General features: G+C 39.3%; 23 protein-coding genes. 2 read left to right on the top strand and 21 right to left on the bottom strand.

Translation table 11 applies throughout. The annotated features are described in order from the left end of the window. The 12 genes from DTOX_RS18005 to DTOX_RS17945 form a co-directional block, all read right to left on the bottom strand. Complete coding sequence (locus DTOX_RS18005; protein ID WP_015759103.1) at positions 1-6,123, bottom strand: PBECR3 domain-containing polyvalent protein; 6,123 nt, start codon at positions 6,121-6,123, stop codon at positions 1-3. A gap of 12 nt (positions 6,124-6,135) precedes the next feature. After that, positions 6,136-7,188 carry a hypothetical protein gene (locus DTOX_RS18000; RefSeq protein WP_015759102.1) on the bottom strand — a complete coding sequence of 351 codons (1,053 nt, stop codon included), beginning with the start codon at positions 7,186-7,188 and terminating at the stop codon, positions 6,136-6,138. An 82-nt stretch (positions 7,189-7,270) separates the two neighbouring features. Further along, a complete protein-coding gene (locus DTOX_RS17995) occupies positions 7,271-7,489 on the bottom strand; it encodes a hypothetical protein (RefSeq protein WP_015759101.1) in 219 nt (72 codons plus the stop codon). Between the two features lie 77 nt (positions 7,490-7,566). Beyond that, positions 7,567-7,821, bottom strand: coding sequence for a hypothetical protein (locus DTOX_RS17990; RefSeq protein WP_015759100.1), 255 nt, complete (start codon positions 7,819-7,821; stop codon positions 7,567-7,569). Continuing rightward, a complete protein-coding gene (locus DTOX_RS17985) occupies positions 7,822-8,214 on the bottom strand; it encodes a hypothetical protein (protein ID WP_015759099.1) in 393 nt (130 codons plus the stop codon). 36 nt (positions 8,215-8,250) lie between these two features. Then, positions 8,251-8,514, bottom strand: coding sequence for a hypothetical protein (locus DTOX_RS17980; protein ID WP_015759098.1), 264 nt, complete (start codon positions 8,512-8,514; stop codon positions 8,251-8,253). 71 nt (positions 8,515-8,585) lie between these two features. Beyond that, entirely contained in the window at positions 8,586-8,912 is a 327-nt protein-coding gene (locus tag DTOX_RS17975) for a hypothetical protein (RefSeq protein ID WP_015759097.1), read from the bottom strand. Between the two features lie 34 nt (positions 8,913-8,946). Beyond that, positions 8,947-9,279 (bottom strand): hypothetical protein, encoded by a 333-nt coding sequence (locus DTOX_RS17970; protein ID WP_157863012.1) that lies wholly within the window; start codon positions 9,277-9,279, stop codon positions 8,947-8,949. 58 nt (positions 9,280-9,337) lie between these two features. Beyond that, positions 9,338-11,734 (bottom strand): DNA primase family protein, encoded by a 2,397-nt coding sequence (locus DTOX_RS21720; RefSeq protein ID WP_015759095.1) that lies wholly within the window; start codon positions 11,732-11,734, stop codon positions 9,338-9,340. A 393-nt stretch (positions 11,735-12,127) separates the two neighbouring features. Further along, on the bottom strand, positions 12,128-12,295 hold the full coding sequence (locus DTOX_RS17955; protein ID WP_015759093.1) for a helix-turn-helix domain-containing protein: 168 nt from the start codon (positions 12,293-12,295) through the stop codon (positions 12,128-12,130). 22 nt (positions 12,296-12,317) lie between these two features. Continuing rightward, positions 12,318-12,497, bottom strand: a complete 180-nt coding sequence (locus DTOX_RS17950) for a helix-turn-helix domain-containing protein (protein WP_015759092.1) — start codon at positions 12,495-12,497, stop codon at positions 12,318-12,320. A gap of 628 nt (positions 12,498-13,125) precedes the next feature. Beyond that, a complete protein-coding gene (locus DTOX_RS17945; protein WP_015759091.1) occupies positions 13,126-13,923 on the bottom strand; it encodes a hypothetical protein in 798 nt (265 codons plus the stop codon). Positions 13,924-14,085: 162 nt separating this feature from the next. Between DTOX_RS17945 and DTOX_RS24985 the strand changes: the two genes are divergently transcribed. Then, a complete protein-coding gene (locus DTOX_RS24985) occupies positions 14,086-14,613 on the top strand; it encodes an IS630 family transposase (protein ID WP_042315212.1) in 528 nt (175 codons plus the stop codon). Positions 14,614-14,632: 19 nt separating this feature from the next. After that, the gene (locus tag DTOX_RS24980; RefSeq protein ID WP_242652418.1) at positions 14,633-15,136 is read left to right on the top strand and encodes an IS630 family transposase; all 504 of its coding nucleotides are present in this window, start codon (positions 14,633-14,635) and stop codon (positions 15,134-15,136) included. A gap of 565 nt (positions 15,137-15,701) precedes the next feature. Here DTOX_RS24980 and DTOX_RS22505 read toward each other — a convergent pair. The 9 genes from DTOX_RS22505 to DTOX_RS23260 all read right to left on the bottom strand — a co-directional run bounded on the left by DTOX_RS22505 (position 15,702) and on the right by DTOX_RS23260 (position 22,288). Beyond that, positions 15,702-15,899, bottom strand: a complete 198-nt coding sequence (locus tag DTOX_RS22505; protein WP_083773490.1) for a tyrosine-type recombinase/integrase — start codon at positions 15,897-15,899, stop codon at positions 15,702-15,704. A gap of 86 nt (positions 15,900-15,985) precedes the next feature. Next, positions 15,986-17,032 carry a tyrosine-type recombinase/integrase gene (locus DTOX_RS17930; protein WP_015759089.1) on the bottom strand — a complete coding sequence of 349 codons (1,047 nt, stop codon included), beginning with the start codon at positions 17,030-17,032 and terminating at the stop codon, positions 15,986-15,988. Beyond that, positions 17,019-17,984: a tyrosine-type recombinase/integrase gene (locus DTOX_RS17925; protein WP_015759088.1), complete on the bottom strand. Its 966-nt coding sequence runs from the start codon at positions 17,982-17,984 to the stop codon at positions 17,019-17,021. The genes DTOX_RS17930 and DTOX_RS17925 overlap by 14 nt, the downstream gene beginning before the upstream one ends. Next, positions 17,977-19,215, bottom strand: coding sequence for a tyrosine-type recombinase/integrase (locus tag DTOX_RS17920; RefSeq protein ID WP_015759087.1), 1,239 nt, complete (start codon positions 19,213-19,215; stop codon positions 17,977-17,979). Before DTOX_RS17920 ends, DTOX_RS17925 begins: the two co-directional genes overlap by 8 nt. 74 nt (positions 19,216-19,289) lie before the next feature. After that, a complete protein-coding gene (locus DTOX_RS17915) occupies positions 19,290-20,402 on the bottom strand; it encodes a site-specific integrase (protein WP_015759086.1) in 1,113 nt (370 codons plus the stop codon). A gap of 111 nt (positions 20,403-20,513) precedes the next feature. Next, positions 20,514-21,164, bottom strand: coding sequence for a copper amine oxidase N-terminal domain-containing protein (locus DTOX_RS23950; RefSeq protein WP_015759085.1), 651 nt, complete (start codon positions 21,162-21,164; stop codon positions 20,514-20,516). 111 nt (positions 21,165-21,275) lie between these two features. After that, positions 21,276-21,629, bottom strand: a complete 354-nt coding sequence (locus tag DTOX_RS17905) for an ImmA/IrrE family metallo-endopeptidase (protein WP_015759084.1) — start codon at positions 21,627-21,629, stop codon at positions 21,276-21,278. 33 nt (positions 21,630-21,662) lie between these two features. Further along, the gene (locus tag DTOX_RS17900) at positions 21,663-22,133 is read right to left on the bottom strand and encodes a type II toxin-antitoxin system VapC family toxin (RefSeq protein ID WP_015759083.1); all 471 of its coding nucleotides are present in this window, start codon (positions 22,131-22,133) and stop codon (positions 21,663-21,665) included. After that, positions 22,130-22,288 carry a hypothetical protein gene (locus DTOX_RS23260; RefSeq protein ID WP_015759082.1) on the bottom strand — a complete coding sequence of 53 codons (159 nt, stop codon included), beginning with the start codon at positions 22,286-22,288 and terminating at the stop codon, positions 22,130-22,132. Before DTOX_RS23260 ends, DTOX_RS17900 begins: the two co-directional genes overlap by 4 nt. Positions 22,289-22,295: the final 7 nt, after the last annotated feature.

Raw genomic sequence — 22,295 nt, 5'->3', positions numbered from 1 at the left:
TTACGCCAAACTAAGGTTTAACATATCTCTTATATCCTGAATAGTACCGGCATCCACCCCAAACCAATCTACGAAATCCTGAAACGCGCCAAGTCTGGTAAAATTTTTAATCGTCCCGTCTTCATTGCGCCCAAAAATAATATGGGGTTTTCTGCGCTCTTCTTCTGATAACTCTTTTTCTTCTTCCGGGTAGAAAGTATCATTCCAAAGAGTTAACAATACCCACATCCAGGTTGCGATTAAAGCATATTTACCTACTTTTAATGCAATAACCGGTGACCTGACAGCTGTACCGATTAATTTGCGCCCCATATATCCGGCTAACCTTTCATCTCGAACAGCATTTTTAAAGATTTTAATTTCACGTTTAAAGTTAACCTCTACCCATGACCAAAATGGGATTAACTGCTCTCTTAATTTTTGTCCTATTACAGACACCTGATCATATGCTCCCATTAGCTCATTAGATAATTTAAAGGCGCGATCTTTAATATTGTCAAGGGCCATAACTTCTTCAGGATAACTTGCCAGAAATGATTTTGGTTTTCCTTCGTTTTTCTGCATTTGCTCTAATGTTTCCAGGTATACAGAATACCGAAGTATTGCCTCACGGAAATTAGTCAGTTTTCTAACACCATTCCAATAAAATCTCCATGCTTTAATTAGTTGGGTGCCGGTTTTGTTGAAAGTACCTTTCTTTTCTTCTCTCTTGATAATGTCAACAAATAATTTTAACTCATTAATACTACCAATTTCCTGAGATTGTAGTAATGTCTCAAATCCCCCACGTTCAAACCAATCCTTCATAGTTGGGGTCATTGATCTATCACCAAACATAACCGGGTATAATTCTTTTACTGCTTGATGAATTTTGCTTACAGCACCGGGTATTTCCCTAACCATAACTTCAAAGTCGCCGGAAGCGTTTCTAGTGTTATACTTAGAGAACCTTCTTGGAGAAGTTAATTGATACTCCTTCCAGTACCTTTGTATACCACTTGCAAGTTTACCAAAATTTGTTTGATTAGATTTATACGGCTCCGGGTTATTTATGGTCATAATTATTTCATCAGGAATAACAAAATCTTTAATCTGTCCGCCCATAGCCATAACGCGCTGTAAATCTTCTTGTTTGACTCCTATTTCTTCTACTAAACCGGTATAAAGCATCTCGGCTTGTTTTGATTCTATGGAATCAACAAAATAGAATATCGTACCTTCTTTTTGTCTTAACCGGGAATATCCCTCTGGTATAATATTTTCCCAGGTCACGTATTTACTGCCTAATTTATCCTTTAGAAATTGCTTTTTCTCGGCACGTCCTTTAAATAACATAGCCGCTGCCATAGCAGGAGTTCCAGCATCTTTACCTTTGCCGATTAGTTTCAGTTCTGTTATCTTGAATTCCTTAGTTTCGGTAGTACCTTTTTCTTTGTTTTTAAAATTAACTTTTGCCATTCCTCTTTTGGGATTATAGGCTATAATTTTACCGAAGTTATTCCTGTCCGAAGGCCTTACCTGATAACCAATAATATCCTTTGGAACCTCGCTTAAATCATTAATTGTACGGCCCTCAATATCAGCTTTATCACTGGTTTCTAATAACCAATTTGCATAACTATATAATTGATTACTTGACTTTTCGGAGAGAGGAATAATGTCTTTTCTTTCTCTCCCATCTTCATCATAAGCACTATTAGCTAATTCATAAATCAAATCACTATACATACCGTTATTATCCGGCAGAAGACCATTTACAGAGAATTTACCAAGCTTACCTATAGCCATAGCCTGTTTTTTGTTGAGTGTTTGACGATAAATGTCCTCTCCGGTATAGTCAATTCTTTTTCGTGATACATCCTCATTCCATTGCTGGGCCATTTCCTTAAAAAGCAGCATAATGTTTTTGTCATTAATTTCAATAGCCTGTCTCTTTAAATCCTTGACAATATTATATTTATCATCAATTAATTTAAATAACTTAGCTCTCTTAATGTCATACATCATCCTGGACATAACTTCATACTCTGCTTCAATAAATTCTGTGTTAATATCTAAATTAACATTGCCACGCTGTTTTAAGTAGCCTGCTTTGGTAGGCATAGTTATTTTTTTCTTGTCAGGATTATCTTTGTATTTTTCCTCAGCGTATTTAATAACCAAATGTCGATAGTAATCCTGTTTTTGCAATTTCTTCTCAACATTAAAGCCAATATCTTTCATTGCCTTAATGTATTCATTTTTAAAAGCTGACCACAAATCATGCCTAAATTTAACAGCACGTTTAACTTCAGGATAATACTCTAATTCCTCATTAATTCTTACCATTTCAGCTTTCATTTCATCCAATGTTAAACCAAACCATAATTCCTGTTCGGGGCCAACTTCCTGTACTTCTGCTTCATTGATTAGATCATCAAAAACAACTTTATATCTAAATAGAGTATATGCAGGCTTGTCCATTTTGGCGGTTAATCCCTGAAGTATTCTTAATGTCTTATCATTTGAGACACCTATTTGTTTCTTTAATTCAAGAAGTGCGAACCTGATTGGCTCAAATTTAGCCCCGGCAGGAAGATGTTCAAAAGCTCTTGTAGTCTGATTCAATGTTTTACTCATGTAATTATAGACTTTTAACTTCGTTGTTTCTTGTGGCTGCCCTTGCGCTTGTTGGAAACGTTTATTCGCTTCTTCATTTTTTAACCTAAATTCTTTTCTTGGAGGTTGCTGTTTTTGTTGACCGGTTTTAGGATTGTTTGCTTTAAAAGGATTCTGGGTTATGTCTTTAACTGTCATGCCGATAGTAGGCTTAACTTCACCTATTTTTTCATCTACAGTGCTGGCCAATTGGCGTTCAAGATCGTCGAAGCTGTTTACTTCTTCCGGTTGATTACTTGTACCACTTTTACTACCGGTTGCCGGTGACCCTACCTGCTCATTATGGTAATTATTTGTATTTATATTATTATTGACATCTGATTGCCTAGGATTTATATTGTTATTGTTGGGAGAAGTCAGGCCAGGTTCGGTTTCGGACGTATAGGGAGGGGTAGGGATATCACTACCATGATCTGCCTTGGAAGACTTCTTCCACATTGTTTTTCCACTCAAAATACCCTTCTTTGAATTTACAACCTCCACATAATAAATAAATCCATTGACTTGCTTCTTGTAAATCAAATCTTTTCCAGTCCCATTGCGTGTTTTTGAACCAGGTAAAATCTCATCCGGACTATTAATAACATCAGGAATTGCCTTTAAATCCTTATCCGTAATAGGTAATTGATTTGATTTAGCTTCTTTTAAAGAGTCACCATGTTTCATTGCATGCCGTAGGTCATTGCTATTAATTTCATGCTTAAAGCCAGTAACATCAACATTAATGAGTTGTTTGATTACATCTGCTTCTCCAGGAGTTACCCTACGTAAAGTAAGATATTTCTGCACTTGTTTTTCCTTTAAAGCTTCATCAATGAATTTATCAATTTCGGGTTGCTGGTAAGTCATGCTTTGAGAAATAACTTCCTGTACTGGTTTTTCCTGCACTGGTTGTTGCTGTGCTTTAAGATTATTTTGTGGTTCCTGCCGTATCTCCTGCTCCACTTCTCCCGGAGGACTAAATCTATATTCGCCGTTAATCTGCTCCTCTTTCCACCCGGCATACTTAGGATTTTTTCTAAATAAGTCGGCAGCAGCCTTTTTCTTAAATCCAACATAACCCTGTTTTGCAACTAAATCCATTGTCCTCTTGTAGCCAGCTTCCTGTAATCCACTGGCTAATTCACCGAAGGAATTAGTTATGTCATTGGCTGTTTGATTAGTTGATTGTCCAGATTGTCCATATTGCTCTACTTTTGCAGTATTATTTTGTTTTGCTCCGATTTCTGAATTGGTTTTCGGAGTTTCTTCCGAAGTTATTACTGTATTCTGATCGGGCTTAACTTCTTGTTTAATCTGTCCCGCCGGAGGTTCTAATAAAACCTTCTTCCTGCCAATACTGCCGATAGTTCCACGCTCATTCTGGATTTTGAGTATAGAAGGATCAGTATTATCTATAACGGTAAACTTATTGCCTTTACCATCGTAAACCGCATCACCGTTATTAATATCTTTAATCCCACGAATAACCGGCTTGTCGCTGATTTCAGGCAAATCTTCTTCCGGCACAAAATCGGAAATTTCAGTAGGCAAATCTCTCTCGATAATATCAGTAATATCATCCTGATTATATTGACCTGCGTTTGCACCTACACTTGTATCCTGCATAACCTGATTAATATTTGCACCCTGAGTAGCTTGAGTATTATCAGTACCAGGTTTAACTCTTAACTGCCCAGGAATACCAGAATTCCGAATTAAGCCTTGTCTTTCAGATATAACTTCCTGAGTAGCTTCCACAACAATATCCTTACCAATCTGAGTATTAGCTAAATCATCAAATGTAGCCTGTACTGCCTGTTCCTGAGGCATACCGGAATTAACATATTCATTAACAGTATCAGTAAATGCCTGCTGCCCGGCAGGAGGAAGTTTTTCGATAACTTTGTTTTGTATAGCTTCATGCACCACACCAATGCCGCCCATGTGGGTACCAAATACAGCACCGATACCCATAGATTCTTGCATCCTTGCGTCAAAGGCAATTTTATCACCCAATGCTTGTCTCTGGAATACTTCTTGAACACCTTCCTCTAATCCCTCTGTGACAGCATCAAAACCCACTCTACCGGTGGCAACGGCTGCCTTACCAAGTCTGGTAGTAGCTTTTATCGGTGACGGAGCAAAAGCTGCTGCTAATTGCGCCGCATCTAACCCAGCCAAAGCCAGGTTCTTCTTAAAAGTAGAATTGGCGGCCTGATCAGCCTGTTCTTCTGTCATACCCCTGGCAATTGCATCCTGATAGGTATTACCTGCTTCCATTGCTGATTCAAGCGGCCTGGACAGCGCGGCACCACCCAGAGAAGAAATAATGGCTTTTTGAAATGGATTGAGAATTTTACCTACTGCTGCTCCTGCGCCTTTATAACCTGCTGCCATTGCCGGTATAAGGGACATTGTAAACGGTACTGTTCTGGCTACGTTAGAAGAATAGAAATCCGGGTCAAAGAATGATTTCCAAGTAAATTCCTGCGGCTTAACTTCATATCCGGTTCTTAGATTTTGTCCGGCATTAACAAGTGTATTGCCGATATTATCAGCACCCTGCCATTTAGAAACCTGGCCCATGTTCTCAATAACGTCACCGACACCTGCCCTGAGACTTGCTCCAGTACGGGTAAAGAAATTATTCTCTTTCATATCAGGGTTAGTTGCACCGCGGTAAGTTTCCATACCAGCTATAGCTGTAGGTGGGGCAGCAGCTATTTTAACCGGTGTGGGTAATTCCTTGACTATTTCGGCCACTTTACCGGGAGAACCTAAAATACCGCTAATTGCCTTACCGGCAATAGGTATGTTTTTAGCAGCATTTAAGGCTCCTTTGGCTGCTGTTCCTGCTCCCCTTATCATTGGCAATGCGTTAATGGTATCGTCTATCATTGATTTAGTAGTATATCCTTCTTCTGGAGCGCCAATTAATGTTCTCCAAATAGCTGAATTTTCTATAGTGTTAAAATTGTTTTGAGGTGTTTGTTGCTGCGACTGTTGTTGTGATTTTAATTGTGGCTGCTGTTGTTGTGGTAATTGCAATTGTGGCTGCGACTGTTGTGATTTTAATTGTTGCTGCGACTGTTGTTGTTGAATAGGTGTCTGTATTGCTTTAGGTGCTGCGTAAGGAGAAGGAAGTAAATTATTTGCTTTAAATTGTTGCGGTATATCAAATTTAAACTCTATTTTTGGGATTTTGATATTATTATCAGAATTAGGAGTAGGAGCAGGAATATTTTTTGCAAATTCCATGCTATTCCATTCTTCCGGTACACTATCACGCCCTGATTCTTCCGCTATTTTTTGCAGTGATTCAGGATTGAAATTTTTAAAGCTGCTGTAATCAGGATTATTATTGGGTGAATAATTAAGCATCCTTTGAATTGCATCAGTATTAGAAGACTTAATATAATCGTTTGGGTTAAAGTTGTTATTGTACGGGCCTAAATAAAGGTTATCAGGAAAGCGGTAAGCCATATTGTTTTTCACCTACCCATTGTTAAGTTGTAATTTTTTATTAATTTCGTTTTGTGCTTCGTTAGATATTCCGCCATTACCGCTACTACCGCCATACATAATATTATAGATAGTATTGAAATCACTAGGAGTTAGTCCTGACGCAAAGAAATCTGACATAAAGCTAGGATCCATATATGCCTGCGGATTATTTAATAATGCCTGATAAGCAGCAGAAATGGCAGCAGATTTATTATTTCCGCTGCCATTATTTAATAATGAAGCTTGCTGCAAAGGTGTTGGCCCCATATTATATGGCAAGAGAGAATTGGCAGAAGGATATTTATACGGTAACATTTGTGCAGGTGTCGGACCCATTGTGTAGGGAAGCAGTGTTTGTTTCTGATCCCAATCAAACCTTGCCTGAGCAAGTGAATTTTGAAAAGCGTCTTGCTGTTGTTGGTACTCCATTTTTTGTTGATTCTGGCTATAGTCCTGGAGCATCTTAGCTACATCTCTGCTCCAATCACGGTATCCTTTTTGATCCTGCTGCAATAGCCTGGTTGCTTCGGAAGCTACCTTTAAGCCTCGATCTTCTTTTTGGGCGTTAATACCTGCAACCGATTCCCGGTATTTTTGATATAAATCTTCTAAATTATTACCATAATTATTTTTTGCCGCATTAATACTAATTGTCTTTTCCCGGTCAAGTCTATCAAATGAAGGTTGGTAGGTATCTTTTATTTTATCCCTGCGATAGTTAGCCAGGTCGCTGCCTCCCAATCCACCGGCAGCAGCATTAGTCAGAGCAGAGTTTACATTATTAGTCTGCTGAGTAGTTAGGTTCTGTTTTGAATCATTATAAGAGTTTTTAATGCCTGTCATTGCATTACTAAAGGCTGATTTAAGCCTATTAATTCCTGTATCCCTGCCCTGATATGCTTGCCTGAAAAGAGAGGAATAATCAGGGCTGGCAATTTGCTGGTTGGCGACTTGATACCAGTCGTTGTATTGTCTGGGTTTATAGTTAGTATTATTTAATGCCGCTTTTAAATAATTTACATTTTGTTGGTCAATGTAATTCATCAAAATCACTCCTTAATTATTTTGCAAAATGCATCTTTGATTTTCGTATTTACTTATATACCAATAGATCATTGCTTTTCTTTCATTTTCCGCTGTCTGACCTTGGTATAGGCAGCGTAACAAACATAAATTTATCCTCGTTGGACTCCATAAAGGCCAGCCCCTCTTGCTCGCTAAATACATATCCTAAACTTGGAATTTTTGCAACACCTGCATGGATAAACACCGGGCAGATCGTGGCTTTTTTATGTGCCGCTTGGCTTTTTTCTTCTAAGCGCATTAATCGGGCCCATATATTCATATATGATGCTCACCTCCTTTCTTGAATAGCTTTTCCACTCAATTTACGCATTCGGAACCTCTAATTATTGAATACGCCTAATCTTCGAGGTCATTCTCTCCTGTGAATTTAATTATCAGCAGTTTACTGTGTGCTATATCTTGTCTGTCGTGTTCTTTTTCAGCTTCCTGTCCAAATGAAGATATTAATAAATTGTGCCTGATTTTATACCAAGTATCCTTTGATACGATTATTGGTGTGCTAGGTGGCATACCCTCAAAGATAAGCTGTATTTCATATGATGATATACCCATCCGGTTTTCAATTCTTTTCACTTTCTCTTTTAAGCCCATTTACATCACCATATCTTTATCTTTAGCTAACTTTTCTAGTAGCTCAACCCTTGCAGCCAGGTCTTCAATCTCAATCCCTCTTAGGGCCGTTTCAAGGATTATTTTGGCAGCTGCAACTCTGGCAGTATCTTTGGCATCTACATCGCTTACTATTTCCTCCAAGGCATCCACTGCCTTAACAGTGGACTGTTGTAACCTGGCAATAGCTTGTCCAACAGCTTGCCGTTTGGCTTCCGCATAACGACCTTTAAATTCTTCTGTCTGTAGCCATCGCCAAAGAGTGATCTCCGATATTCCGACCTTTTGCGCTGCCAATCCTATCGTCGGGGCTGTCAGTAGAGCTGCTACAGCTAATTCCATTTTTCGGGTCAATTTTTCACCATGCCCCTTCATTGGTTATCACCTGCCTTCTTTTCTTGTTTTTTGAGATCATGCAAAAGGGTTAATGTATCGAGAGGTAGGATGTTTCTTGTTTCGATTACGCCGATTGCCGCTTCCGCTACCATTACGAATACCTTGCCTTAAACTTTCCTTGTAAACCTCTTTAATTTCTTCGTCTGTTATTACCGGCTTTTTCTTTTCGGGCATATCATCAGCCGGCCAAATCTCACACCGGCAGCTTGGGCATCTCCAAAAATCAAATTCGGTTTTTACTGTTAGTTCACTGCAAATAGGACAGTTTACTTTCTGCAATGGATATGCCTCCTGTATATTATCGTTAACTCGTTCTTATCTTAATGCAAAAATTATCTTGCCCTCTTAAATTAGCGTTTCAAGGGATCTCCTACCCAAACAGAACAACCGGGTTGTATTTTTCCAGGTTTTTTTCCGTAAGATTTAATTAACTTTTTTCTTATAGATGGTTCAAAACTTTGTTTAGAATCCGCCATAATAGCTGCTACATAGACCTTAAACCCAGGATGAGTTCTTTTCTCTCTCCGTGCAATTTGACGGCTTCTATAATACCATGTGCGAAGGATGGTTTCAGCATAATGAACAGCGTGATTTAAATCCCGTGGATCTTTTAAATTGTAGAGTTGTAATGCTTCCCATGCTTCTTTTTTTAGGTTTTCGCGGTAAATATATTTCATATTCAATGCTCCTCAATTACTAGCGTTAATTGCTTCAACTCATTATTAAATTTTCTACAACATGCTTATATGGATTGATTCCTTTTTTGTGGGTTAAGAATCGGTAGCAGTTATTATAATAAAGTGCTTCAATCAATAACCGGCTATATTCGTCCTGCTGTTTGGTATGCTTGATTTTAGTAACGGTTTTTTGATAAAGTTTTTGCCATTCTTGTGCCGGGAGGCTGTTAGGCCCGCCGTAAAAATTCTTAGCATATAAGGATATCGGTTGCGATTGTATATGTGATGCATGTGTTTTTAATTGCCGCAACAAAAATCTTACGTCAGGTGGTGCCTGATCAGGAGGCCATGGCATTTGTAATCGCACTTGGCCTCCATTAACAGTTATATTAACACCATAGTCAGTTAATTGATTCAGTATATCGTTAAATAGGTAATTTATGTAAATCACCTTCCCAAGCAAAATTCTTACTATTAACATTATTTTCCTTATCCACTGAAGGAACTGAACGATTAAATTCGATTTTCCGTATAAACTCACTTTTATTTTCTCGTGAAGCTGTTATATAGGAAAATCGTTCAGTATCGTTCAGATCGTTCAGTAATCCAATACCATACCATACATAACCACCGGTCTTGGTACCGCGGGATTTATTGAATCCTCGTTCTGATAGCCTTGTGCCAAAAATCTTTTGTGATAAAACATATTCGTTATTATTCTCACACCAGGCTTTATAGGCACGATATATATCACTGGCTGGTACTCTGACTAGTGGGTTAGTAATGCAATGTTCTGTAAGAAAATTTCCTAAAGTATCTTGTTCAGTGCGGTAAATTTCAGTTGCCGCCTGTACCTCGTCAGGTACTCCCAGTCCTTCCCGTTGCCAGGCCAGACAACCTTCAACCAACCATTTAAAAATACCCGGCTTTTCTGTAAGTAGTTTTGCGGGTAGTTGTTTGTTCTCTCTACCCGCAAAAGATACGTTAAATGGGATTAGTTTTAATCGACTCCAAATTGCCGTATCTGTTCCTCGTACCTGTGGCTTATGGTTTGTTGCCAGCCATAATTTATGGCTAGGCCAAAATTCCCAAAAATCCTCTCGCATGCGGCGGGCCTTAATTTTGTCACCGCCTGTCAGCTGTTTAATTAGCGATTCTGCCATTCTGCGGCCCTCGTCACTTTCGATTGATACCACTAATCGTTTTCCAAACAGGTCTGCCAGTTCGGTTGGGTGACGTTCGTTATGCTTTGCCATTAAAAGATCGGGTGGTGCCTGAATTGAGTAATCATTCATTATATCTAACATAATGTTTAAAAGTGTACTTTTCCCATTTCGGCCATTTCCATGAAGAACAAATAATACATGTTCGGAAACATCACCCGTTAAACACATACCGGCAGCTCTTTGAAGAAAACTAACTAGATTTTGATTATCTTCCATTATTTCATTTAGAAAAGTATGCCATATAGGACATTCCACATCGGGCCTATATTCTACTGGGGCAATCTTTGTTATGTAGTCATCACGCCTGTGAGGTAACAATTTGCCGGTTTTAAGATCAACAGTGCCATTTAAACAATTTAATAACCATCGGTTGTTATCTAATTGATCCGGGCTTATAGGTATACCTTCTTCGGATTCCGCCAGGGTTATCATGGCTTTGATACGAGAAGCAGCCTCAGACTTTCTGGCGTGATCCACTAACGCTTTTCGCAGACCTTCATCTGATTCTTTTGATGCCTCTGCATAGATACTCATCACGGTATTTTTGGCTAAACGCACTACTGCACCGGTATTGTCAATCTCCCAAAACTTGCCGTTCCATATAAGCCACTTTTTCCAAATGTGGCAGTATCGAATAGTTTGCCCATGCTGTGTAACAAGGCGGCGGGTATTACCTAAATCGGTTAAATTATTTCCATTGGCAAACATATGTTTTGCTTCTGATTTTAGATTTTGGTTAACTATTTCAAGTGGCTTCGCCGCACTTAAAACCTCCATAAAAACATTCTTAAAATTATCCGGGTCTTGTTTGTGTAAATCATTGGGATCTTTCGCCCCGGTTGACTCACTAAGCCTTACCTCGAATAGCTCACCCCGCCAGCTGCGCCATCCGGAGAACTGCTTAGTCATTCCATTGACAAATGTATCTCCACCTTGATCAGGTTCGCGAATCACGTAAACCCGACTTATATCCTGGAAATGAGCTATCTTTAGTTTTTTTGTCATATCTGCACCAGGCAGACCCATTGCAGGAAAGCCATGATACCAGAGTGTCCAGGCATCTGACTCACCCTCACATAGAACAATCTGTCCGGCATCTCTCGCTTCTCGTAATTTCCAAAGTCCATACGGCACTGGACTTCCTTCGCCCTTTGCCCACCGACTGCCGTCTTTAGCCTTTAAAGCTGTTCTTAACCGCTGTCGGGGGGCAGGGGAGCCGTCCTCAAGACGATAAGGGATTTTAACTACCCGGCCAGATTGGTAAACTCCTAGTGAAGTTAGAAAATTTATTGGCATATATTTATCTGTCGCCAGTTCTTTCAAAGTAATACCCGAAGCGTTATTACGGTCATTGTTTTGATGATTAGGAAAAGGAAACAAATCGCGCATCGTTAAGCCAAGGGCTCGAACAATATCCTCTATAGAGCAACCGGCGTGACATTTTAAAAGAATTCTGTTGTCATTACCAGTTCTTATTGATAGGCTGTTCTTAGTATCATTATGTGATTCAACGGGGCACCGGGCAGTATATCCATTGCCACTTACTTGAACATTTTCTAAACGCGAAAGAATAAGCTCATATTTTCCATTATTCATTTTAAATCACGCCCTAAATAGTCCTTGTGTGTTGTTTTGTATGTGTTAAAATTAAATTGCTTCAAGAATTGATAGTTTAAGCCAATGGCCTTTCTATAGGATAACCGGCGTGACATTTTAAAAGAATTCTGTTGTCATTGTCCAAACATACTGATAGACTATTTTTAGCGTCGTTATGTGATTTAACGGGGCACTGGGCAGTATGTCCATTAACCGTTTTTGGGGTAATTCCTAATTTTGAAAGTATAATTTTGTATTTGTCATTGTTAGTCATATATAAATCACGCCTCCAATTTGCAATATTTGACTTCCTTACGCCCGGTAGCTGCCGGGTTTTGTCTTTTGAAATCTCCTTTTGTGTTATCTTTAAATAAAAGAAAGATGCTGCCGACTTTAACCACAAGCGGATAGCATCTGTTCGATTACTTTTGCCGGCACAATTAATCTCTTACCGAGTTTTACGGTTTTTAACTTTCCCTCCCTGGCTAGTTGATAAGCTAAACTGCGGCCAATTCCTAAAATTTTGGCAGTTTCGGGAATCGAATAAGCTTCCTTTTTCATACTCTTAAACCCCTCCTTGAAATTAATAAGCTGAAAGCAATCGCTCAATTGCTTCAACTGGAATGATTAGACGTTTGGCACCTAATCGAATAGCAGGAATCTTTCCTATTTTAACCAATTCATAAGCATGCGCTCGACTAATACCAAGTAGCTTTGCTGTTTCTGGTATGGTAAAAGTTGCTTTTCGTCTTTCACCTTGCATAATATTCCTCCTTCAAAATTGACATAAAAAAAACGCCGGAATTCCGGCGGCGGACTGGATAAAAACAGGGTAAAGATTCTTTTAACGTCGTCTCAATATAGCATAAAAAAGTATAAAAAAGTGCCCATTTATGATGGGCGCACCTTACAATTTTATAATAACATATCTATAGTGTGTTGGCAACTGTTATTAGGTATAAAATAATGTTTTATGTTCTGTTTACTTTCATTATTGGTTATTTGCGCTGTTTCTCTTAGTAATTCTTGATGAAAATTCATGAAAAAGGTTATTTTATAATATCAAAAATTAGAACAACAATAGGTCTCTTATTTGACCTTATTGGCGTGTGTCTGACTCTATTTGCAATGTCGTGTAAACCACCTTTAACAAAAAAAGAGATTCCCTTTGCTTGAGTGGATCGACCAGAGATGCCGGGTAACACATTGTGCTGTCATAAGATATGTCCCGGCAGATTGTAAGTTTAAGCGGCATATTTATTTGCCCCAGTACCAGTGTCTTACGGAGAAGGGGTTGTTGTAATTTGCATTATGATGAGGTGGTGTGTGTTGGAGAGGTTTGGATTAGAAAATAATAAGCCGAAGGTAAACCGTTTCCTTTGGCTTATTTGTTACTCATACCAAGATTCTATTTGCTCCGAAAAAGATTCTTCCATTTCAGACCAATCATATTCATTACATATTACAAGAGGGTTAAAATCGGCTTGTTCTAATAAGTCTAATATTTTTCGATATCTTGCTCTGTAAATATGCCAAGTAATAAGATACTTACTCCTAACTTTGGGTTCGGGATGATTCGTCATTAAATTATTGATATCTCTCAGATACCTAAGATCCCAGAGTATACTCCAATAATCGTAAGTAGAATTCAGAAAAAAAGGATCCGTAGATAAATTTCCATCTGTATTTAACATTAAACGTTCTAAACTTTGAAGATAAAATACATAGTTTAAATTTTTATCGTATTTTAGTGTTGGAAATATATCATTATACTTAATACAGCTATTATCAATAAATAGCCCACAACAATTTAAATCTTTTTCTTTTAAGTATGACTCTATTAGAGCATCCCCGTAAAAAGCATCAATATGGCTCAGTTTATTGTGATTAAATGGGCCGTAACGCAATATGCCTCTAAAAAAGATTTCTTTCCCAACGGTTCGAAACCATAAATCCTGAGCAAACTCTACAGCATACATTACTAAGTATTTATGTTCCTCTTCTGACCGTGGCTCTTTTGAATTGTAGACTAAAATTGTATCTGAAAAAACAATTGTATTAAACGCATAATGCTTATGAACATTTAAAGAGTTAATTAACTTATAAATTTTATCAATTTTAGTATAGTCATTTTTAACTAAATTAGAAAAACCTAATATATCTATATAAAGAAGATATTTATTAATCATGATTTATTTCTCCCATACTCATATTACTGTTCTTGTCGAATCAGATAACTGCCTATTCACGGCATTTCATCAGTTACTATATAGAAACGATTAATAAAGTAATGGTAATTTTTACTCCTATCCTGTAAAATAGAATCAAGTGTGGGGAGGGGTATTATTACCATGAGGAAATTGCATTTAAACAATCCACAAAATTTAACCATTGAGGATTTGAATAAGATAAAAAGAGAAACACCATATAAACTAAGATGCAGAGTTCAAGCTGTTATTCTTGTCATGAAAGGGAGACAAGCAAAGCAGATTGCCGAATATCTTGATATAAGTGAACAAACCATAAGAAAATACGTTGCTTACTTTAATGAAGGTGGAGTTGAAAAACTGCTTCATGTATCAAAAAAACCGGGAAGACCGCCAAGGCTAACCAATGAACAAAAAGAAGAGGTCAAAGAGGTACTGAAACAATCACCATCAGAGGTTGGTTTTAGTACCCATACTACTTGGAATTGTAAAACCCTCGCTGCTTACATTCATGATACATACGGCGTTAAATATACATCAGATGGTGTTTGGCGCATGCTTCTTAAGATGGATTTTCGTTATAATCGTCCCACTTATGTATTAGCCAAAGCTGATCCGGAAAAACAAAAAGCTTTTCAAGATGAGCTGGAAGAGTTAAAAAAATCTCACTGAATGTGAAATACTCCTATATGTGGATGCATCTCACATTAGGGACTATCAAGGTTTACAACGAGCATGGTTCCCAAAAGGTGAGCAAAAAAAGATTAAGACCTATGGACACCATGCAAAAGTTACATTATACGGTGCTTTAAACTACTATACGGGTAAAGTTTTTTGTGTAAATTATGACAAAATCAATGCAGAAAAATTCAAAGATTTTCTTAAAAAATTGGTATCACATTTTTTAAAAGATGACATTTCTAAAATTTACATTGTTCTTGATAATGCAAGAGTTCATCATGCAAAATTACTTAAAGACTTTTTAGACGAGCATAAGGATCATCTGTTTCTGAAATTTCTTCCACCCTACTCACCCAATCTGAATTGCATAGAAGAGTTATGGAAATGGTTAAAAAATACAGCTATTTATAATCGCTTTCATAAAAATGCTTCAGAAATTCAAAAATCTGTTGACTCGTTTTTAGAGGAAATCAAATGCTGTTCGGAAGATGTGAAAAAGAGACTTTGCGTTTAATTTATAACGATATTTATTATTTCGGTTCTATATAGTACAAAATAAAATCCCTTCATAAACCCAAAATATTTTTCTTATTAAATTATAAACTAATAGAAGCGATTTAACCATACGCCTATGTCTATTCATTAGTCTATACCTTCTACCAATGCACATAGATTTAAAGCCAGTATTTATAGGAATTCATATCAAGTAGGGGGTAGGGGGAATTTCGTTTTATATAAATCAATGCAATAAATAATCTTATCTGGTATAGGGGGTTGTTAACTTGCAAACATTTTGCTAACGGACAAATTAAAATGTATTAAAATATAAAAGACATACTAAGATATTTAATTATGAAAAATCAGTGTCTTCAAGGCTTTTATGGTTGGTAAAATACGTGATAACACACAAAATATTAATTCTAAGTCCTCGTAATGCGTAGGTCGAGGGTTCAATTCCCTCCATCAGCTCCAGGTAAATCAAGGCCTGCATGGTTTCGATACATGCAGGCCTTTTGTATTTCTGCCATTATTTCTGCCATTCTCTGCCCAAACCATTAAATGAACTGCTATGATTAATATTAATCAAATAATAACTCTTCTATCTTCACAGTAGCTCCTTTCTGCAGAGAAGGCAGAATGTGGCTGTATAAATCCAGGGTTATTGTTATACTGGCATGACCTAATCTTTCAGACACTACCTTAGGGTGAACGTCCTGTAAAAGCAATAAAGTGGCGTGGGTATGTCTTAAAAAATCCGAACGTTCGGATTTCTTCAGTTACCCGTACATAAATAAAATCCGAACCTTTTTCCATGGAATCCAATTTTTAAAGAAATCTCCAAGAGAAAGGTTCGGATAATATTTTACCGTTTCATCGCCCGGACACCGCATAACATGGACAAACTCCCATTTGCATTGCGCCACTTCTTGGTTAATGATTTATCGTTTTCATCTTCGAGCGTTGCCAAAGCTTTTGCTTCCTGCTCGGTGGTTATGTCTAAATAAACCATCGTCGTTTGAAGCTGGGCATGCCCCAGAAGGAAGGATATTTGGACAATGTTCATGCCGTCCTCCAGCCAGTGAGAGGATTTGGCGTGGCGGAGCTGATGAGCGTGAATCTCGGCAGGGACTTCACCGCATACTGACCTCGCTGCTTGTGCGTGCTTGCGAAGTTGCTTGTTAACGGCTTTCTGGCTCATCTTTCCGGCGGGACCTGTGTTCCTTGAGTAGAACACGAAAGATGACGGATTGGGTGTGGCCCCGTGAGAATCTTTAATATACGCCCTGAGGTGAGCCGTGGCCTTTGGCAACAAATACAGCGTTCGGATTTTGCCCCTCTTACCAATGACCGTGATGTTTGGTTTATCCGTATCCAGGTGCAATTGTTCAATTCTCATAGACAATATTTCGTCTATCCTAGCGGCGGTGCTGTACATGACGACCATCAAAGCAATATCCCTGCGACCAGCCTTCGTGGACGAATCAGGGGCTTCGAGCAAAGCACTTACTGCTTTTTTACTCATGCCAGTCACTTTTTTAGTGTATACCTTTCTTCGCTCTATCTGTGACGCCGATTGAGATAAGTGAAGGTACGAAACGTCCCTGCTGCTAAGGTACTTGAGAAAAGCCCTAAGTGAAGCCAACCGGTTGTTGCAGGTTTCAGGACTGCACGAACGACTTTCCATCAGCCAAACGAGCCAATCCTCAATGTTCGCAGCGCAAAAGCAATTTCCATTGAGATTGCTTGAGTTTATGCTTTTTTCCGTTTCAAGAAAACCGATATACAAACTGAGCGCATCACTATACGCTTTCAATGTGTGGGCGCTCTTGGTTTTTTGTGATGGAACATATTCGTTAAGAAAAGCATTAATGTGCCTCGCCAGTACAACGGACTCGTTAGTAGCTCTCATAGTCTACCTCTGGGATGACTGCGCCTTCGTCGGTTTGAGCCTCAATAATGTCGGTCAGTCCCGGAACAAGCGAATAGTAGTATTTCGTGCTTTCCAAAACGCTATGTCCCATGCTCTTGCTGAGATAAAGCAGTTTCGCGTTAAATTCAAACCCTACATCCGTCCAGCCATTGATGTTCTCAACGGCATAATTATGCCGGAATTCGTATGGGACGACATTACCACAGTTATGCTGACGCCACATTTTATTGAAATTACGCTGTACCCAGGATGCTCTGTGGAAGCCGCCGTTTCTTTTTCTGGCAGGAAAGAAGTAGACCCGTTCAGGGTACATTTTATCAATGACACCATCGTACTGTCGCATCAGTAAAAGCATAGAATCATGCAGCACAACATAATGCTGCGTATGCCCCTTGGAGTAGCGGATATTCACAACGCCGCTGTCAAGGTCAATGTCTTCACGCATCAGAGCCCGTGCCTCATTCGTTCGGATTCCACTTGAGTACAGCAACCGGAAGAATACGGGGACGGTTATCCGGCGCGACAACTGTTCTTCTGTGGGCGGAGCGGCGGATATAGAGTCACAAGCCGCAAAGAAGTTCTGAAGTTCCGCTTCAGTAAACGCATGTGGGATATAGACTCTCGGCTCTTTTCGGGGGATATCGGGTTCCGCAACGGTTGTCATTCCGCGTTTGCGCAGATAACGTATGAAGCTGACCACAGGATATATTCTGGAACGGCATGAATTGTTTGTTTCCGTTTTGCGTTGGGCGCACCATAAATCCACCATGTCCTGCGACAATTCGGAAGCATTAGAAAAATTCTTATCACAATACTTGTCGAACAGGCTCAGATTAACTTCGTAAGAGGCTTCATTCCAACGTCCAGAAACCTTCCGATAGAAAACAAATGACCGCATGAGCGGTGCAAGGGAGGATATAAACTCACTCATACGCAAACACCTCCGGCATTGGGAACCGTTCTATACTGAGTGCGCACTCTTTGAGATGCTTAAAGTCGGCGCTCAAATATGTTTCCAGAGAATCGGGTGACGTATGACCAAGTGCCCTGCTGATAACAGGCTGAGGGACACCGCTGCTTAGAAGCTCTGTTGCCACTCGGTGGCGAAAGATATGAAATCCCCTACGGTCGCCGGCACTTTGTCTGATGTTTGCGGCTTTCATTATCTTGTTGGAAATGTTTCCGATACTTCCGCTCAACAAACGTCCGTAGGGTCGATTTTCTGAGATAAATAGGAATTCGCACTCGGTCTCCGGGCGTTCGGACACAAGATAGTCATAGACGGCATTGCCTACGATTACGGAAAGCGGCAACTCGAGGAGAGCGCCAGTCTTCTGCTGTCTGATACAGATTAGCTCTTTCTCCCAATCAATATCATTGACCGTCAGTCCGGCAATGTCACAGCAGCGCAGTCCGGTATAAAGCACCAGTGAACCAACCGCTCTGTCTCTGAGCGAAAGCCCCGAATCCCCATTTACGAGAGCTTGTTTGATCTGATGTGTTTCATCCGGCTTCAAATACTGGATGTTCTTGCGGCGCTCCCGTAATTCAGGCAGGTAAGCCAATATTTTTGTGAACTCTGGGCAATCAGGATTCTCCCTTATGCAGGCTTTGAGAATTGCGACGATGTCCTTTTTGTATGAGCAACTCCGGCGTAAAGTGTCGTCATCACCTATGAAAACGGATAACACAGCCGCCTCTGTAATCTCGCCAAGAGTATTTATGCCTTTCTGCTGCAAAGCGTACAAAAAGCTCGCACCGTGGCTCGCTTCGCCTATGATTGTGGTTGCCTTCTTGTTTCTCTTGCTTTCAGATGCTCGGTAACAGTCAACCACAGCTTTGAACTCCGGCAACAACAAGTGATACAGACCACGTTTCACAATCTGCTGTCGCCGCCTTCCGTCGGGGTACTGGCCGCGATTGTCAAATCGCTCAATAATTCCAAGACAATTCAGTTTGCCACGCAGATAATGCCGGGAACTTGATTTATTCACGTGCTCCAGATAAATATCTGTGTACGACGCCCAGTCCTTTGAATCCGCTCCAGAAAGAACGTAGTCTATCTCACGGCGCACTTTTATTATATATGTGGCGCAATAACCAGCTCTTTCCATGTAGTCGATTAGTTTGGGATAATTATCCCTTAAGTTTTGTGTATTCATCTGTACACCTCCTGCTCGGAGTATACAGCATAAAAATAAAATCCAAACCTTTCTATTAAGGAAAGGGCTTATTATTAAGCTATTTTATAGAAGGTTCGGATTTTATTTATGTACGGATAACTTAGATCATGAAATCTTATTTTTGGTAAATTTACTGTTTTATTGGAGTTTGCTTGCTGAGTAATGCAGTCAGTAGACTCTTTTTTATTTGAGCCAGAATGTTTATTAATAAACTTCTGAAACCATGATGAAATAGTGTCAGGGTGGGTAGGAGATCCGTCCTCTTGGCATAAAATAAGGTCATTGTCGCTATAGGCATATTCTAGCCTCTTTTTCATTTTATCCTGCGCTATTTTGCGCTCTTGAAAAGCATCAAATACCTTCTGAGGCAGCGGAATAGTTCTCCGACTGAAATCGTTCTTTGGTGGGCCAAAAATAAGAGGTTGACCAGGTAAATACTTTACTGCCTGATTAACTGTTAATGTTTTGTGGTGGAAGTCAATATCCTTCCATCGTAGGCCGTATATCTCACCTCTTCTAAGACCGGTACTTAGAGCTAAGAGCAAAGCCAGATAGTGTTGCGATCCTTCTGCCAATTCCAATAGTCTCTTTGTTTGATTCCCATCTAGGGCGGTAAACTGATTTCTTTTTTGTTTTGGAGTGTCAACAGCGTCTGCCGGGTTTCTGCCGATCATCTGCCATTTTACTGCCTGATTAAGCGCAACTCTTAGGATTCTATGGTGGTACATAATTGTGTCCAACGATAGAGTGCCTTCTTTACCGTCAAGACGAGGAGACTTTTTAAGCTTGGCATAAAACTCTTGGAGCTGCATAGGTTTTAATTCTTCCAGGATAATCTTGCCTAGTGCCGGTATAATCCTAAGGTCAATTATTTGTTGATACCGCTGATATGTCCGGGGGGCCAGCTTGTCCTTCTGGAACCCCATCCACTTTTCAAGGTACTGCTGCAGGTTCATTTTGGTTGGTGGAATATATGTTGCCTGTTTAACTTCGTTTTTTATACGATCGAGCTCGTTTTTTGCCGCTTTTTCCGATCCGTTGAATGTTTTACTGATCCGTTTTCTTATGCCGGTAGCCGAATCTTTCCCTGCTTCCACAACTATTTCCCACTTGTCTTTACCCTTCTTTCTTAGGTAGCCGCCGTTTACGCCTCCCGTAACTATCACCTCTTTTATGCATACTGTTTGTGTCCACCCGACCTTGCCGGCAGTGATTCGGGATTATTCCACGTGGAATATTAAATCAAACTCGGCCACAAGGCCGGGCTAATTGTTATATTATGGTTTACATACTCCACAAGGTACATATTCATGTGCCTCGGCATCGACGGCATCTTTAAACCAAATCTTATTTTCGGGAGCAATTTTTTCGACATATCTGCAATCAGGAGAATGGTATTTGTTTGATTCGGTACTGCCTACAAATTGGCCTTGAGTGACAGATAGTTCTTGTTGTGATTGTGACTGAGGAGTAACTTTAATTTGTCCAGTAACTGCAGGTACTGCTGTTATAGAAGTAATAGTTATAGTTTGCGTTGATGCGTCCCAAGCTACGTTAGATCCAAAAGCCTCACTTACAAAGCGTAGCGGTACTACTGTCCTATCATTCATAATCTTAGCCGGTACGTCAAGGGTAACAGGAGAGCCATTCTTATAAGCAGTTTTTACCCCAATTTGCAGTTTTACCTCAACATTATCCTTAGTTGCGGTCACGGTTTGGGTTGTCCCATTCCAATTAACATCTGCGCCAAGGGCTTCAAATATTGTTCTAAGTGGTACCAAAGTTCTGTCGTTTTCAATTGTAGGTGATACATCAAATGATAGCTGATTGCCATCCAATATAACTTTTGGGGTAGCCATGGCTGGAACTGGCAGCATTAACAGTAACCCCAACATGAGAAAGAAGACTATGCCTCTTTTTAGTTTCAAAATACAAACCCTCCTTTTATGAATTCTAACTCCAACCCTCCTTTTGCTTTCACTATAAAACTAAGTTCATAACTTAATAATATTTTGTCGAATCACCCCTAAAACACAAAATCACCCGTTATGGGTGTTAAATGCTGCTGCTACTTCTTTTATAAATAAATCAGCCCTCTTTTCAATTGGACTTCTCTGCCTATTTAAGCCAAGAATATAGCCAGCGGCGGGCATGTCCCTAATAATGTGACAGAGCTCATGAAAAAATACAGCTTTTCTTGTTTCTTGGCTAAGATATTGATTAACTATTATGTAAAATCTGTCTTTTCTGGAGCGGTAAACAAAAGCTGCTACATCATGCGCCAGTTCAGCTAACTTCGGTATTATACCATAAGCCAGCATAACTTCATCCTGGTCCATGGTACCGCTTAACATAGCACGTATAACTGCATATTTATTTTTATATTTATTCAAATCTTCACTTCCTGTTAGGTATGCAGGATTACTTTAATCTCTACTGACTGACGGTTGGTATTGGTAGGGTACTGTTACTTTTAGATTTGCATGTTCAACATACTTATAGTCATCGGGATTTCTGGTGTATAGTGATAGGTTATATGTAACAGCAGCAGCTGCTATATAGCAGTCTTCTATATGATGTTCTCTGTATTCTGCTGACTGTCGGGAAAAGTATCCAGCTACCTTAGCAACCTTCATGGTAGTCGGTAAAATTTTAATAAACTGTGGTAGCATAGTATCAATTCTGGCTTCTTCTTGCTCAGATATATATGGATATTGTAGAAGCTCTTTTATTGTGTGGCATGATATGTATCGTGGTATCCTTTTTTCTATTAAATCCTCAATTAACTCTATTGCTTTTTCTGAATGATATTTATGTTCTTTACTTTTTGGTCTTGAGCTACGGAATGCCCGCAAAAAATCAATTATTATCACCGTATCTAAAAGAATTCCGCTCATTTCTTGTCAAAGAAGCTGGTATCTTTATTTTCCCACATACCAATTAGAGAGCGGAAAGCAGTCAGTTCTTTTTTAACTTTATGCTTATCTATTATCGAAAAAATGATGGTTCTTGGTTTTCTTTTGGTAAGCTTATATGTCTGCTGCTTTATCATCTTCTTA

This window comes from Desulfofarcimen acetoxidans DSM 771, from assembly GCF_000024205.1.
GTDB lineage: Bacteria > Bacillota > Desulfotomaculia > Desulfotomaculales > Desulfofarciminaceae > Desulfofarcimen > Desulfofarcimen acetoxidans.
This window is presented reverse-complemented; position numbering and strand designations above follow the sequence as displayed.

What these genes read in the sequence shown, in the direction of transcription:
- DTOX_RS17945 (WP_015759091.1), bottom strand. Translation starts at nt 13,923, where the DNA reads ATGATTAATAAATATCTTCTTTATATAGATATATTAGGTTTTTCTAAT.
- DTOX_RS17955 (WP_015759093.1), bottom strand. Translation starts at nt 12,295, where the DNA reads ATGAAAAAGGAAGCTTATTCGATTCCCGAAACTGCCAAAATTTTAGGA.
- DTOX_RS17900 (WP_015759083.1), bottom strand. Translation starts at nt 22,133, where the DNA reads ATGAGCGGAATTCTTTTAGATACGGTGATAATAATTGATTTTTTGCGG.
- DTOX_RS17920 (WP_015759087.1), bottom strand. Translation starts at nt 19,215, where the DNA reads ATGAATACACAAAACTTAAGGGATAATTATCCCAAACTAATCGACTAC.
- DTOX_RS17995 (WP_015759101.1), bottom strand. Translation starts at nt 7,489, where the DNA reads ATGAATATATGGGCCCGATTAATGCGCTTAGAAGAAAAAAGCCAAGCG.
- DTOX_RS18000 (WP_015759102.1), bottom strand. Translation starts at nt 7,188, where the DNA reads ATGAATTACATTGACCAACAAAATGTAAATTATTTAAAAGCGGCATTA.
- DTOX_RS17950 (WP_015759092.1), bottom strand. Translation starts at nt 12,497, where the DNA reads ATGCAAGGTGAAAGACGAAAAGCAACTTTTACCATACCAGAAACAGCA.
- DTOX_RS24985 (WP_042315212.1), top strand. Translation starts at nt 14,086, where the DNA reads ATGAGGAAATTGCATTTAAACAATCCACAAAATTTAACCATTGAGGAT.
- DTOX_RS21720 (WP_015759095.1), bottom strand. Translation starts at nt 11,734, where the DNA reads ATGAATAATGGAAAATATGAGCTTATTCTTTCGCGTTTAGAAAATGTT.
- DTOX_RS17975 (WP_015759097.1), bottom strand. Translation starts at nt 8,912, where the DNA reads ATGAAATATATTTACCGCGAAAACCTAAAAAAAGAAGCATGGGAAGCA.
- DTOX_RS17925 (WP_015759088.1), bottom strand. Translation starts at nt 17,984, where the DNA reads ATGAGTGAGTTTATATCCTCCCTTGCACCGCTCATGCGGTCATTTGTT.
- DTOX_RS17985 (WP_015759099.1), bottom strand. Translation starts at nt 8,214, where the DNA reads ATGAAGGGGCATGGTGAAAAATTGACCCGAAAAATGGAATTAGCTGTA.
- DTOX_RS23260 (WP_015759082.1), bottom strand. Translation starts at nt 22,288, where the DNA reads ATGATAAAGCAGCAGACATATAAGCTTACCAAAAGAAAACCAAGAACC.
- DTOX_RS17990 (WP_015759100.1), bottom strand. Translation starts at nt 7,821, where the DNA reads ATGGGCTTAAAAGAGAAAGTGAAAAGAATTGAAAACCGGATGGGTATA.
- DTOX_RS18005 (WP_015759103.1), bottom strand. Translation starts at nt 6,123, where the DNA reads ATGGCTTACCGCTTTCCTGATAACCTTTATTTAGGCCCGTACAATAAC.
- DTOX_RS17930 (WP_015759089.1), bottom strand. Translation starts at nt 17,032, where the DNA reads ATGAGAGCTACTAACGAGTCCGTTGTACTGGCGAGGCACATTAATGCT.